At 72.2% G+C, this 15,546-nt stretch carries 1 protein-coding gene; it reads right to left on the reverse strand.

Annotated elements, in window-relative coordinates; translation table 11 throughout:
* Positions 1 to 55: 55 nt before the first annotated feature.
* Complete coding sequence (locus ACZ69M_RS11930; protein WP_470048994.1) at positions 56 to 15,541, reverse strand: hypothetical protein; 15,486 nt, start codon at positions 15,539 to 15,541, stop codon at positions 56 to 58.
* Positions 15,542 to 15,546 lie beyond the last annotated feature (5 nt).

A 15,546-nucleotide genomic window follows, 5' to 3' on the forward strand; every position in this document is an offset into this window, starting at 1 on the left:
GGATGTGAACACAATACGGCCGCCCGTGCCGCCGCCGAGCCGGGCCACGGGGGCATCACCGGGGCTCCTTCGCCGAGCCGGCCGAGCCGGATTCCGGGCCCAGTAGATAGCGGATGATCCGGTCGAGGTCCTCCACCGCGAAACCCTTCGCTTTCGCCCGGAGTTCGGCGGGCTTCTCCGCGCGGCTCGCGGGCGCGCCGTACACCCAGGGCGGGCGCTTGAGGTCCGGGGCGGGGTTGTGGCCGCCGTCCTGCGTCCTCAGGCCGACCAGGAACTTGCCCGACCGCGTCGGCGGTGCGGTCACCGGCAGGCGCTCGTAGCCCGGGGCCAGCCCGCCGGTCGCGGTGTGCAGGGAGTTCTGGGCGGCGTGCCACTTCTCCATCCGTTCGCCGCCCTCGCTGCCCGGCTCCTCCATGTAGCGGACGCTGTGCCCGGCCAGTGCCAAGGCCTCGAGGTTGCCGCTGCGGAACCCGAGATGGCGGGAGGCACGGCTGTCGCGGCGCAGGTACTCGTAAAGGCGCATCTGGCCGGTACGGCTGTCGCCACCCCAACTCGTCGTCCCTGCCTTGTCGTTGACCCAGAAGTTTGTCAGGTCGTGGACGTCCAGGCCCTCCGCCCGCAACTCTCGTACCATGTCCGGGTACTTGTGTGCGTGCCCCGGGTCGGCGTGGGCGTCGCCCGCGATGACGACGAGCGGGCGCCGCCCCGTCCTGTCGCCCTCTTCCCGCAGCCGGGTCAGGATCTGGCGAATCCCCTGGTAGCCGGTGTCGTGCTCGACGTGCACGTCCCCCTTCTTGCCGCTGAAGCGCGACCACAGGATGACCGTGTCCCGCTCGCGTGACGGATGGATGTCGCGCCCGGCGAGCCAGTTCCCGACCGCGGTACGGGCCGGGACGGGGAAGCCCGCGTCGTCCAGTCGCCACGCGCCGCGCACCTTGCGGCGGACCTCGACGCCGAAGTTCCTGCCGATCCATGTCGTTCCGGAGCCCACCGGGATCACGAGGGTCTTCCGCTCCTTCGCGGTGAGCTTGCGGCCGAGGATCTCGGCTGCCTTGGCCTCGGCCGCCTTCTGCGGTTTGTCGTTGCCGAGGGGGACGAGGTGGACGCGACGGGCCGGAATGCCGCTCTCGAGGTAGAACGCGTGCACGGCCGGGCCCTTGTCCTGCTGTTCCCGGCCCGGAATTCCGGTGATCACGGCCACGTGCAGGTTCTCGTCGGCGATGAGTGCGGCGGCGATGCCGAACTGGTCGCCGGTGGCGTATCCCGGCTGCCACAGCACCCGCGCCGGATCCGGCTCCGCGTCTGCGAGACGTCTGCCGAGCACCGCCGCCAGCTCGGGGTCGAGATCCGGTCTGCGCAGCACCATGCGGGCCCGGTTCAGATCGTCGAGGCCGGCCTCGCGCAGTGGCATGGAGGGGACCAGGTTCCAGGCGATCGCGGCCCCGGCGTCGCTGTCCAGGCCGTCCACGTCCTCGCGGGTGACGGGGGTGTCCAGGAGCGCGGGGGCGTTGAGCCGCTCTCTGACGGCGTCGGTCAGGTCGGCTTCGGTGAGGTCGTCGGAGACGGAGACGGGGTCGGCGTCGGCGTCGGCGTCGGGGACGGCGTCGGCGCCGGTGTCCTGGTCGCCGTTCTCGGTCAGAGGCTGACTGGTCGGCTCCTCGGCCACCGAAGCCACCGAGGTCTCCGACGTCTTCGGGCTCTCCGGGGTCTCCGGGCTCTGAGGGGCTTTCAGGGTCGTCGGCGTCTGCGGGGTCTTGGGGCGTGCCAGCAGGTACTCCGCGCCGCGCCGGTACAGCGTGACCGTCCGCCCGTCCACCGCCTCGGCGGGGGCATGGGTCTGGAAGGTGCCGTCCTCGGAGACGAGGACGATGGTGGCGCGGTGGGCGGTGGCGGCGAGTTCGGCCGCGGCCCGTGCGCTGCCGTCGTCCCAGTGCCGCGGGGTGTGCAGCTGCGTACGGATCAGCGTGCGCTCTTGGCCCGCGGTCAGCCGTACGCCGTCGGGCAGCCGACCGCCGTCACGGCGGAACTCCTCGGCCTGCGCGGAGCCGAGGGTGACCCCGGCCCGCTCCAGCTCGGCGTGGGTGAACGGGGAGCGGCGGTCCAGCCGCGCGGACGACGGGAGCGGTCTGCCCTGGACCAGGGCGACCGGATCGCGTCCGCGGTCGGGGTGGAGGGCGGAGGCGAGCGCGGACCAGAAGCCGTTGCCGTCGCCCGACGGCTCGACCAGTACGTGGACGGTGCCGTCCGGAGCCGTGAGCGTGGCATCGGCGGCGATGATGCCGTAGCGCCCCGTGCCGGCGGCCGAGGGTGTGTCGGTCCACGGCACCTGCCGGTGCGCGGGGCGCAGGGTCGCGGCGGCGGCCTGCTCGTCCTGCTCGGGTTCCGGCGCGGGCGACTCGTCGACGGGATGCGGCTGGGGTCCGGCCGGGGCGGGCAGCGGCGGCCGGTCGTCGGGTGCCGGGCCGCCCGCATCCGGGACCGCCAGTTGGAAGTGGCGGTCCTTCAGGTGCAGGACGATGTGCGGGAGGCCGTCGGCACCGTCCTCACCCGGCCCCCTCGCGTCCGGGGGAACGGACTCCGGCCCCTTCACGTCCAGGGGTGCGAACTCCTGGGAGGTCCCGTCGCCGCCCACCACGGACACCCGTACGCCGAAGGTACGGGCGGCCAGCGCCGGGAGGACGTCGGCGGCGCCGTGATCCCATCCGGCCTCGTCCTTCGCGGCGCCTGACCGGCGCAGCTGCGTCGCCGCGAGTCCGCCGCGCTGGTCGTCGGGCAGCACGGCGTGCAGCGGTATGTGGCCCGTGTCCTCGTACTCCCGGCGCTCGGGCGTGCCCTCGTCGAAGGCGACACCGGAGTCGAGCAGATCGGCCGCGCCGAAGGCGTCCGCGGTGTCGGGCGCCGTGAAGGCCAGCAGGTCTGCGTTGCCCTGGTCGCGCAGCCGGTCGGCGAGCAGCTCACGCATGCCTGTGATCAACGCCTGACGTTCCGTCACCGGTATTTGGGCGGCCAGGAGATCGGGGTCGGCGTGGTGCAGGCCTTCGGCGAGGGCGTGGTAGAAGGCGTCGCCGTCGGTGGGCACGTCCCGGAGCGTGTAGGTCTCGCCGGAGGGTGCGACGAGCGTGCCGGAACCGGCGGTGTAGCGGGCCGGGCGGTGCTTGCTCTTCGCGGGCGGCGGGTCGAAGGCGACCGGTGCCGGCTCGGCCACTCCGGCGCGGCGCTCGGCCGGCAGCCGGTGCCAGCGGGTGAGCCGGTCGGTCTCCGCGCGGACGCGGTGGAACTCGGCGGCGGCGGCGTTCGCCTCGGCCAGGCCTTCCCGGAGAGCGGTCCACCTCTGGTGCAGCTCGCGCCGGGCCGCCTTGAGCCCTGAGGTCACCTCACGCACGCGACGCCGGGCGCCCTCCGCGTCCGGGGTGTTCGACAACTCGCCTTTCGCGGCCGTCAGTTCACGCTTCAGTCGCTGGTACCGGTCGCGCGCGTCGGGCATCGCGCGGCGCTGCTTCCAGTACGCGTTGTCGGCGGCGACCCAGGCGCCGCTCGCCTTCGTGACCTTCCCCCAGGCGTCGGCCACCCGCGACGGGAAGGTGTCGTCCGAGACGAGACCCAGATCCCGGGCGACGTCCTCGCGGACCCAGGCGATGACCCGGGTCTCGGCCTCCACCGCCTGCGGACCGGGCTTGACGTGGCCGAACGGCCCCAGGTGTTCCCCGAGCCAGGCGCCGGCCCGGCTGTCCTTGAAGCTCCGTTCCACCTCGGCCACTCCGACCCAGCTGGTCGGTATGGCGAAGAGGAACGCGCGGCCGGTCTTCGGCTTGAGGGTGATCTGCGCGCCCTCGGCGCCACCCAGCCTGGCCGCGTCGGTCTCGGCGGCCGTGGCTTCGGAACCGGAGGCGGCCAGGGCCGCGGTGCCGGCCGCGCCGGTGGCCAGCAGCGGGCCACCGCCCAGCGCCGGGTCGTGCGCGCCGCTGCGGGCGACGGAGGTGTCGCCTCCGACGGTGTCCCGTTCGGCGCTCTCCATGGTGGCGTCCGGAGCCACCGCCAGCAGCTGGGCCCCGGTGAAGTCCGGCCGGGAGTAGAGCCGGTACTCGCCCTGCGCGCCGCCGACGAAACTGTCCTCGGTCAGCCCCGCGACCTGGAAGCCGTCGTCGGTCGTGCTGTCGCCGAAGAAGGCGGCCAGCGAGGCGTTGCCCGTACCGTCGTGCAGTGCCAGCGCGGATGCCGTTCCCGGCCTGGTCAGCGGGGTCCGGCGGGCCTGCCGCAGCGCCTTGTCCAGATCGTCTCCGGAAAGGTCTCGTCGCTGTCCGGACGAGGGTCCGGCCGATGCGCCGTACGCTCTGGCGATGGCCAGATCACCTGCGGCGTGCAGGCCCGTGAGGCCGACGATCCGGCGCACGTCGAACCCGACCGGAGGCTTCCGGAACGGCTTGCCCGCACCGTCAGGCCGAGGGACCGTCCGCCACTCGTCGATGGCCTTCCGCAGCGCTTCCCCCTTGGCCTTCAGAGTGTCGCCACCCGGAGCCCAGACAGTGACGGACGGGGCCGGCACGCTCAACTCGGGTGTGGCGAGGGGGCCTTCGGTGGCCGTCCCGGTCTCCGGGACGCTGAGGCTCAGCGGCAACTGCTCGCGCAGTCGGCCCACCGGGCCCTCCGCGCGGACGACACGGTCGCCCCCCAGGTCGAGGGTGAGCCGCAGGGTGTACCCGGTCAGGTACTCGGCGTACGGCTCGTTGGCGTAGAAGATGTTCGACCGCCACCGCGCCGTGGAGCGACTGCTCGTCGTCTGCTGGGTACTGGACCCGACCTCGCCGTACGTCGGTCCGGCGGCGCGGGCGACAGGGTCGCCGGTGCGCACCGCCTCGCCGACGTTCACGCCCAGGGCCTTGCTGCGGCCGCTGACCACGGTGTCCTCGTTGGTCTCGGTGGCATGCCTGCCGTCCTTGAGGACCGCGCTGTGGCCCAGGCCGTCGAACTGCGGCTCGTCCGCGACGAGTTCCACCTTCAGCGCGGCGGTTCGCCCGCCGACGCGGACGCTGCGCCACCCGGGTCCGCCGACGCGGGTACGGGTTGCCGCGCCGGTCGAGGTGAGCTGCTCCCGCAGGGCGCGCACGGCGCGCGGGGTGACCAGGGAGTGCACGCGATCGCGGCTCGCGTCGTCGATGCCAAGACCGCGCAGCTCGCGGTCGAAGTCGGCGAGTACCTCGGTGGTGTCCAGGGAGTTCACCGGGTACGACCCGAAGGGGTTGTCGCGCAGCCACCGGGGCTGGCTCCAGGCCTTGGCGGCGTACCGGGGTACATCGCCCATCCGGTCCCTGAGGAGTCCGACGCGGTGGGCGGTCTTCTCCGAGAGATGCCCGAGCCAGTCGGCAGCGAAGGTCAGCCGCCGTCCCGACCAGCGATCACGTGTCCAGGTGACCAGGGAGTGCAGCGGGGAGAGCAACCCGTCGGCGTGCACCGCCCCGGCGATGTCGTGCTGGGTGTCCCCGACCACGAGCACCTTGTGGCTCTCGTCGACGGGGTTGATGTCGGCGGTGACGGTGCGGTTGACGTTGTGCGTCCGCGATCGCAGCCGTCCCTTGCGGCTGACGACGCCGTACGAGCCGGCGGCCGAGGGGCCGACGGGGTGGGTGTGGAGGAAGGCCCCGCTACGGGTGACGCTGAAGGTCTGGGTGGTGGTGACCGCTCCGGAAGCCTGCAGATCGCTGCCGAGCGTCTGTTCCGTCTCGATCTTGGTGGGCTTGGAGACGACCCGGGGATTGGTCACGCGCATGCGATGAGCGAGCGCGCCCAGCCGGTTCAGGTACGGCCCCTTGCCGAACAGCCCGGTGATCCGCGAGCCGGCCGGCCCGGACGACTGGTCGGAGCCGGCCGTCAGGTACTGCGGCTGGAACGCCCGCAGCATGGCGTCGTGCGCGGGGGCGCCGGTCTCGGCGAAGTGCCAGGAGCCGCCCGAGGCGTCCCTCATGACCTCCTCGGCGGCCTCGCCCAGCTCGGCGTGAGCACCTACACCGAGCGGGTAGTGAGGATGGTCGCCGAAGGGGTTCGGTCCGTGCTCCGCGGCACTGCCCCGTACGTCGCCCGTCGCCAGGGCCTTGGCCCGGGCCGGGTCCAGCCGCTCCACACGGGCCGGGGTACGGGCGCCGGATCCGGTGTGCGGGTCGGTGGTGGGCGTGTGCTCGGCGGGGACGGCGAGCACCACCCGGCCGGTCACCGGACGGCCGGCGGTGCCGCCGACGAGGTACGTCTGCGGTTCCCGCCGTACGAAGTGGTGGGTGCCCAGCAGACCGAGGGAGGCGATGCCCCGCCACAGGTTGCGGAAGCGCCAGTAGCCGCCGCTCTGGGCGGACAACTCCAGCCGGTAGCTGTGCAGATGAGACGGAGAGGCGCCGATGCTGAGCGACTCGAAGGACACCGTGGCGCCGTAACCGGTCCTGCGGCCCGTCTGCCGTCCCCACCGGGGCCCGACCGCGACCGTGCCGATGTTCGGGGGCAGACCGATGCCGTCCTTGCCGGAGTCCCGCACCGACACGGAGACGTCCGCTCCGGCCTCGTAACCGCGTACGACGTTCTGCTGTCCGTCCAGGCGCTCGGTGCCCGGGGCGCTGGAACGCACGATCAGGTCGTTCTGGGTGCCCTCGTAGCGCCGGTCGGTCAGCCGGCCGTCGATCCAGATCCAGCGGTAGGTGCGGGTGAAGCGCCCGGGGACGACCAGGCCGATCCGCAGGCCGGTCGTGACGAGCGCCTCGAGGTCGCCCGTCATGCTGTGGTGGGACAGGGTGTTGATGACGTTCAGGGTGTTCTGGAGCGCCATCCGGTAGTGCTCGGTGTTGTGCCAGCGAGGGTCGGACGGATCGCCGAAGTCCTCCAGCGGGGCGACCATACCGGGGTACTCACGGGCGGCGGCCCGGATGACCTGGTCGGTGAAGGTGTCCAGCAGGGTGCGCTCGGGACCGTCGGCGCCGTGAGCCGCGCCGTTCCCGTCCGTGCGGCCCGGATCACCATGGACCGCCTCACCGTCGTCGTGGACGAAGGCTTCGGGCCTGCTCATGCCGAGCACCGCCGGGTCGTCCTTGGTCAGGTAGACCGGGGCGAAGGGCTCGTTGCCGTTGCGGCGGCGCAGGGCCGTGCCGTCGTCCCAACCGGCTTGGCGGCGCGCCTCGGTGCGCGTCATCCGGTCCAGGCTCCAGGTGGTGAACGCCGTGGCCCGGGCGTCGCCGGTCTTGCGCACATGGACCGTCTTGGCGACCAGGTACAGGTCGGTGGGTACCTTCTTGGCCTGGCCCACGATCTTGCGGCTGGCGGTGCCGCCGAAGACGCTGCCGTGCGTCGTCGTACGGAAGTACCGGCCCGCAAGGCCCGCCATGGCCCGCAGCCCGGCGCGTACCCCGAAGAAGTCGCCGAAGGTGACACTGGGGCCCACTCCGGCGTTGATCTCCTGGGTGTACGACTTGGCCAGGGAGCGTTCGTTGCGCACCGCCCGCTGGACCGTGTTGCGCATCTCCGCCGCGGCGGACTCGGTCAGCAGGACGGCCTTGCCAGGAACCACCCGCTCCACCACGAAGGCGCCCCGCGACGAACGTTCCGGGTCCTCGCCGAGCAACTGACGGGTGGTGACCTTGTCCCGGGCGAGTCGGTCGGCCACGCGGTGGAAGTTCTCGGTGGTGAAGAAGCCGGCGATCTCCTCGTAGGCGGCGGCGCCGGGTTCCGCGCCGACCCGGCTCAGGGCCCAGTCGCGGATCTCCTTGACCGGTCCGTAGCCCTCGGTGTGCACCAGGCGGTAGTCGGACGACGGCCCGAGGTTCATGGTCCGCGGTACGCGCCCGGCTCCTGTGGGCGAGGTCTCCCCGTCCGACAGACGCACGGACAGACCACCGCGTACCCCGAAGGTGAAGTGGCTCTCGCCGGTGAGGAACGCCGGTGCCAGCCCGGAGCGGGTGACGCCGGTCCGCGGGCCGGAGACGTACACCTCGTACTGGACGTCGTCCAGGTGCAGATGGGAGCCGTCGCCCATCCGGGTCTCGACCTGGCTGAGGGTCTGGTCCTGCATGCCGTAGTCGTACGAGCGGTGGTAGCCGAGGACGCCGCCGACGCGTCCGTAAGCGGCGAGCGCGCCCGTGGTGGGCGGTCCGATGGCGAAGCCCGGGGCGATCCGCACGGAGGTGCTCAGGGTCTTGGTCGCGCCCGTGGTGACCTGGCTGCGCTGGACCCCGTCGAACTTGAAGGGGGCGCCGTAGCCGTCGGTGAACCGCTCCCAGTTGCCGTGCGGACGGGTGGTGACCCGCAGTACCCTGACCCGCCCCTTGGCGTCCCGGAACGGAGGGGACTCGTAGCCGTCGCCATGGAAGGCCCAGGGAGTCTCGCGCAGCGCCCGCTCCAGGTCGGCGAGGGCCTCGCCCGCACCGGGCTCGGCCGCCTCGCCGAGGCCCGTTCGCCCGCCGATCTCCGCCACGACCTGATCGGTACCGCGCAGGGTGACCCGGGCCTGGCCGTAGCTGCCCGCCGCCGTCTCGTCATTGCCGTCGCCCGTCAGATACGTGGGGAGCCGGCTGCCGTCGCTGAAGACCACCGGGCGACCGGTGCGGGGCGGCGGCAGCATGGAGCGGTCCAGGCGGGGCGGACGGTGGGTGTCGAGCTCGGAGTCGATTCGGAAGAAGGCCGGTTTGGGCTTGTCGGTCTTGGGCTTTTCGGCCGCGGGCTTGTCGATCGTGGGCTTCGCGCCCTTCTGGCCGTGTTCGGTCCCGGAGCCGGAGCCGGAGCCGGAGCCGGAGCCGGAGTCCGTGCCGTCCTTGCTGTCGGGTGCGAAGTGGACCTTCTTCTTCGGGGATGCCGGGGGCGCCGGGGGCGTCGTGGGCGGTCCGTCCGGAGCGGCGGTGAGTGCCACGGCCGAGTAGTGGTCGGTGCCGTTGTAGTGGACGTACACCGGGCCGACGGCACCCTCGGCCAGATGATGGTCCGGCAGGCCGTTCTGGACCACGACCACGTCGAGCCCGGTGCTCCGGGCGATCACGGGCAGCGCACGGTCGAAGAACGGCGTCGCCCAGAGCCGTACGTCGCGGATCGCACGCTCGACCAGGTCTCCGGTCGTGGCTCCGGCGATCTCGGAGAGGGACGGGGCCGCCTGCGCCCAGCGCGGGTAGACGGTGGCCAGGAGCCGCTGCCAGTGCTCCCGCGCCGCCGTGTCGTTCCCGTGCAACTCGGCGACGAGCCGGGTGCGGAGGAGGTCGCTGTGGTGCTGGTCGGCGAACCGGGCCCGCTGCGCCGCGGGGGCGCCGTCGACACGGGCCCGCTGCCCGGGTGTGAGGGCGGGCAGCGCCACCCCGCCCAGGACATGGCGCAGCGTGTCGGTGTCAAGGTCTCCCACGAGGACGTCCAGCGGATCCATCCGCAGGGGCTCCGCGTCCCGCAGGCCGGAGCCGGCGAACCAGTCCGCCGCGTGATCTCGGAGCTGACGGACCGTCATGATGCGTACGGCGGACACCGGGTGCTGACGGGCGGCGCTCGCCAGCACGGAGGTGAAGAAGCAGTCGCCGTCACCGGTCACGTTCAGCACGTCGAGCCCGGGCCGGCCGTCGCCCGGGGGGATCCGCTCGGTCACCGGGCGGTCCGCGGTCGCCTCCGGTGACCCGTTCGCGCCACCGTCCAGGACGGCGTCCGCGACCGGTGAACTCTCCCTGGAGGACCGGGGGGTAGGGGCGGCGGGGACTGTGGCCGGAGAGGGGGACACGGACAGCTGGTCCGGCGAAGTGCCCGGGTCGGCGTCACGGGCCGTGCCCGCGGCGGCCAGGACGGCAGAGAGGTGGGCGGGTTCCGGCGTCGCCGTGTCCGGCAGCCCCAGCACCTCGCGGGCGATGCGGCGCAACAGGTCGGGGGTCATCCGGCCGTCCCTGTGGCGGGCGGCGGATCCGTCGGGGCCGACGTTGAAGCGCAGCGCGTCCAGCGCCGCCAGACCGCGCAGCAGCGCGGGGTGGTCGGCGGAGTCCTCGATGCCGGTCCCGAAGGCTCCGCGCAGGGTCCGTACGAGCTGGAGGGTACGCGTCCGTGCCCAGGGGTCCGCGGGCCCGGGGCCGTCGTGCAGCCCTGCGCCACGGGCCAGGTCGTCCAGGGCCTCATCGGCCGGTTCGGGAGTGAAGGCCGCCCAGGCGCCCGGTGTGCCGTCGGAGTCCAGATAGAGGATCGGCCGCACTCGGCCCGCGCTGTCGACGGCCGTGCCGGCCTCGGTGCTCGGGGCGTGGACGACCCGCCCGGTCAGGTTGGCCACGTGCTGCGCGACCGGCAGACCGCCGTGCTCGGGCGGGCGGCCGGTCGCGCAGGAATAGAGCACGATGGGCCGGTCCTTGGGGCCGAGATCCAGCCCGCGCTCCAGATGACGGGCCAGCTCCTTGCCCGTGACCTGCACGGTCGTGCCGTCGGACAGGGCCAGGGTGACGCGGGTCGCGGTGCCGTGCCCGGCGAAGAAGGTGGCGTTCCCGTTGTGCCAGGGCAGGGCGTGCGGGGAGCCGACGAGGGAGGCCTTGTCGGAACGGTGGTCGGAGTAGGTCGCGCCGGTGAGCACCGCCGGCATGCGCCCCTCGCGCCGCGCCCAGTCCTTGGAGGTGTAGGACGCCTGGCCAACCGGCCGGCCGTCGCTGCCCGTCAACGTGAGCCGACGCAGCTCGGTGTCCGGCACCGTACGGTCCTCCAGCGTGCGTACGGAGGGTCCGGCGCCGCCGGAGCTCACGGGGTTCACGGAGCTCAGGGGCCCTACGGAGTTCACGGGCCGGGGCACGAGACGGGTGGGCGGGGCGACCGGGGCCGGCGGCCCGGACTCGGCGACGACATCGGCGACGGAGTCGCTCCGGTCGTCTTCGCCGGTTCCGGCGGTTCCGTCCCTCGCGGCGAGACGGGTCCTGATCAGGTCCTTCAGCGCCTGGTAGCCGGTCGCGTCCTGGGCGTGCCGGCGCCGGGGGCGGTCGGACCCGAACTCCTGCGGCGTCTTCTGGAGCAGCTTGTACGACCCGTGCTCCGCGAGCTCGTCGAACGCCTCCTGCTTGAACGCCTGCCCGAGCACCGGACCGTTGTCCGCGAGCGCGCTGTCGTGACCGAGGGGGAAGGTGTCGGTGTTACGGCCCCACTCGACACGTCGGTCCGTGTTGAAGTACCAGTCGAGCGGATGGCGCAGCGGGTTGCGCGGGGTCCTGACCGCGTCGATGGTCTTGCCGAGGGTTGCCGTGTCGATGTCCTGGTGCATCGCGAGGGCCTTGACCGGGGCGCCCGTGCCGCGCTCGGCCAAGTACTGCCCGAGGTGGTGCTGGGCCGCGAAGAGCGAGAGGCCGGTCTGGGTGTAGTCGATGAGCAGGATGTCCTTGCCGCGGCCGACATGTGGTCGTACGAACTCGTCGAAGTGCTCGAAGAGCATGCGGCGCTGGTCCTCGGTCAGCGGCGGTTTGTCGGGCCCGGTGGCGAACGCGTCGTGGAGCACCGACCAGGCGTCCCCCGGGCCGGGACGGAAGTCGGACAGCGGCACGGACTCGGCCTGGTGCCCCGACGCCTGGAGGGCCGCGACGACAGCGGCGGGGCTACGGCCCAGACCCAGGTAGAAGTAGCGGTCCGGCGGGTACTTGTCGGTGATCAGCTCGGCGGTCTCGACGACGGCGTCGAGCACCTGGTCCTGGCCGGCCTGGAGTTCCGCGTGCGCGGCGGCCCGCAGATCCGCCAGCAGTCGCGCCGCGTCGTCCGGGCGGTAGACGACTTCCGCACCGTCGCGGGTTCCGCGGTACAGGTAGGCCTCCACGGCCTCACGTACGAATCCCGGCGGCACGTGGATCCCCGACTCGGTCAGCCAGTCCCGGACACCGAGGGGGGTGAGCCCGACCCGGGTGCCGTTCACCTCGCGGAAGACCCGCGTCGAGGGCTCGTAGGGGATCCGCCGGAACTCCTTCGCCGGTTCGCCCGTCGTGGGGTCCGGTTCCGGTTCGCCGGACGCGAGGTCCACCTTGTCGACCAGCAGCCAGCGGTCGGACGACACCAGCCAGGGCCGCCGGTCGGCCGACCGCGAGGGGTCGGGCCCGGTCTCCGCGTCGTACCAGGTCTCGTCCTCGTTCTCGCCCTCGTCGTCGCTGGAGTGCGATCCGGCGCCGGACTCGGTGACGACGCCGAACGTGGGCTCCGAGTCCGGGGATTGCGGCGCGCCGTTCACGGGGGCCGAGAGCGTACGGACCGGGCTCGGTGCGTCGGCCTCCTGCGGGGTGACCTCGGGTGCCGGTGCCGGTGCCGGTGCCGGTTTCGGATCGCGGGAGACGGTGTGCACGGGTGTCGGAGGGGTGGTGGAGAGGGGGGTGTGCGCGCCGGAGTAGACGAGGTTCAGGGCTTGGAGCACCTGGTCGTTGCGTGGGTCCCGGGCCTGGGCGGCCAGCCCTTGGAAGTAGGCGTGGAGCCCGGCCCCCTCGTCCAGCGAGTCCCTGATCGCGGCCCCGATGACCTCGGTCTGTTCCGGCCGCGGAGCCACCGAGTATCCGCTCGTCGCGTTCCGTACGACGGCCTCCTGCTCGGCGCGGTAGCCGTGGACCGCGTCCCCCAGCCGTGCGACCTGGTCGGTGGTGACGACGACTTCGGCCGGATTCCGCATCTGCTGCTTGAACTGCCGCATGTCGTTCGGGTCGTAGTCCACCATCCGTCGGACGGTGTCGTCGTCCCCGAGGATGTCGGTGATGCTTTCCGTCGGCAGCACGTCGGTGAGGCGCTGCATCTCGTCCTGCGTCAGGAGCCGGCCACCGTCCTGCGCGGGGAGCGAGCGCAGCACCGATGCTGCGGTATCGGCCGCCTGGAGTTCCTGCCACCCGGGGGAGTCCTCCAGACGGGCGCCCCACTCGCTCTCGCGGACGACGGCGTCGGTGACGCCCTGGAGCCGGTCGGCGGCGTCGGGGTCGAGCCGGTCGTACGGCGTGTGGTGGGTCAGTACGGAGATGAAGGGCCGGCCGAGGAGCTGTACCAGATTGCTGGTGTTGGCGCCCTCCAGAACGGCGGGCAGCGAACCGAGTTGGTACACCTGCCGGAACACGTCCTGCGGCAGCCGTCCGCCGTTCACGACCAGCACCTGGTCCGGGCCCAGACCGGCGATCCTGGCCGCCAGGTCCGGATCGTCCAGGTCGGCGTGGACCAGCCAGTCCGCGGTGTGCCGGGGAGCGAAGGGCACGGTGGCGTCGCCGAGCGTCAGCACCACCGAGGGCTTGCCGAGCCCCGCCTCGTGCACCCCGCCGGCCAGCGCGCCCACGGCGGAGGCACGGCCCGGGGCGGCCACGTTGTGCAGACCGTAGACCGGCATCAGATCGGCCCGGCCGTCGCGGACCGCGTTCGCCAGGGCCCCGAGACCCTCGCCGCGCGCGCCACCGACCTGGGTGGTGATCAGGGCGTCCAGCTCGGGCCCGGTCAACGTCGGGACGTGGAAGCGGTACAGGGCGCTGCCGGGGATCGGCGGGGTGTCCGTGCCGTCGTTCTCCCAGTCGTGGACCGTGACCGGGGAGTCGGGTCCGGACCGGGTGTAGAGCAGACGGTGGGAACCGTCCCAGGCGTACGGCTTCAGCACGACCGCCCGGTCGGACCCGACGAAGTCCAGGAAGTTCTTGGCCGTCTCCGGGTCGGGGTCGAGGCGGTCGCTCGCCGCCACCAGGACCAGGGAGTCCGCGTGGCCCGTGCCGGCGGAGGCGGGCTGCGGGGAACCCGAGTCGAACGTGCCCGTCTGCCAGTCGATCCGCTGGTTCATCGCGTCCGGGACCAGCAGCCTGAGCCGGTCCTGCACGCTCTCCGGCGCGATCACCGTGATGTGCCCCGGGTAGCCCAGCTCATGGAGCGAGTCCATCAGCATGGTGGCCGCGGCCTGGTGACCGAAGTTCGCGGCATCGTCCACGACGACCGTCACCCCCGGCAGCGAGGCGAGATGGTCGTGCACCATGCGGCGCGTGTCGAGTTCCTCCGGCGACGGTACGGACCCGCCGCGGTGCTCAGCGATCTCGTCGAGCAGCGCCTGATGCTCGACGGGCGAGGCGTGCGGAGAGTCGAACAGCCGCTGCCAGGTGTCGTGTTCGGCCGGGGGCCGGGTCTGGGCCGGAGCATGGATCTGTGCCTGCGGCTGTGTGTGCGTCGGTGCCGGTGTCGGTGTGCTCCCGCCCTCCGTGAGGACGTCGGTGGTGGGACTCTCCGTCTCGCTCCGGCTGCCTGTGCCTGTGCCGGCCGTGCTGGTGCGTACGGGGGGCGGGGTGACGGATGAGCCCTCGGAGTTGGGGTTGGGGATGGGGCTGGAGTCGGAGTCGGGCAGCGAACGCGTACGAGTGCCGCCGGAACTACTGGAACCACCGGAGCCAGAGGTACTCGGAACCGATGTGCCGCCTGTTCCCGATGTGTCGCCTGCTACTGACGTACCGCCTGTTGCTGACGTGCCGCCTGTTCCCGACGCGCTCCGCCCACCGCCCCCGAGCCCGTCCGAGCCCTCGCGCGCCGTGTTCCGGTCCCCGCCCGAGTCGAGGCTCACCGTAGGGGTGTTGAGCCCGAACGTGTTCCTCGCCCAGTTCCCGGTGCCGGCCGCCCCCTCGCTCAGCGTGTTCTCGATCTTGCCGCTGATGCCCGCGCCGAGGAACGTGTCCCAGCTCGTCGACCAGTTGCCGGTGAACAGACCGCTGCCCAGGAACTCGGCGAGCGACTCGGACCCGCCTTCGGTGACGAAGTCCCGGCTGTCCCGGCCCAGGTCGCGCACGATGTGGTCCGGCGAGAAGCGGGAGTTGTTGCCCGCGATGTCGCTGATGTCGTTCCTGACCGTCTTCGGCGCGATGTCGTTGGCGAAGTCCTTGCCGAAGGGGCTGTTCTTGAAGTCGTTCTTGAAGAACTTGCCCAGAGCGTCCCCAAAGTGGGAGAAAGCTCCGTGGAACAGGGAGGCGAAGGCGCCGAAAGCGCCGTCCTGGGCGATCTGGGCCCAGTCGAATCCTTTGGGACGGCGGCCGTCGGGGCCCGCGACCATCATGGCGAGCCGGACCGCGAAGGTCATGAACGCCTCTTCGAACGCCTCGCTCAGCGTCGGCATCAGATGCGTCCGCTTCAGCAGTGTGTCCATGACCGTCAGGATCACCACGCGGCTGCGGGCCCTGGCCACGGCGGCCTCGCCCGCCGACGAGCCACCGCTGAAGATGGACATCACGAGAATGATGGCGAGTTCGATGAGCAGCCGGATCAGCTCGGCGATGATCTGCCATTTGGACTCGGTGATGTTCATCGACGTCTGGGCGCGCCCCTCGGCGATCTCGTCGAGCTGGTCGGCGAAATCCTTGAGGTAGTTCGTGCCACCGTCGTTCACGAACAGGTTCATGGCCCGTACGTAGTTGTTGCCCACCTGGGGCGGCAGCGCCCTGCCCGTTCCGACGACCGATTGCTCGATGACGTCGGACAGTTCCAGCACTCGCTTGCTCAGCTGCTTGTACGGCAGATGGCTGGCGTACGCCTGATCCTCGTTCGCCTGCAGCAGCCTTTCGCCGATGAGGACGAACAGGAGGTTGTTGAGCTGGGGCGAGGCCTCGATCGCCATGGAGG

The organism is Streptomyces sp. NPDC107454, from assembly GCF_055582885.1.

Bases quoted from the DNA above. Each gene is read 5' to 3' on its own strand.
- ACZ69M_RS11930 (WP_470048994.1), bottom strand. From the start codon at position 15,541: ATGGCGATCGAGGCCTCGCCCCAGCTCAACAACCTCCTGTTCGTCCTC.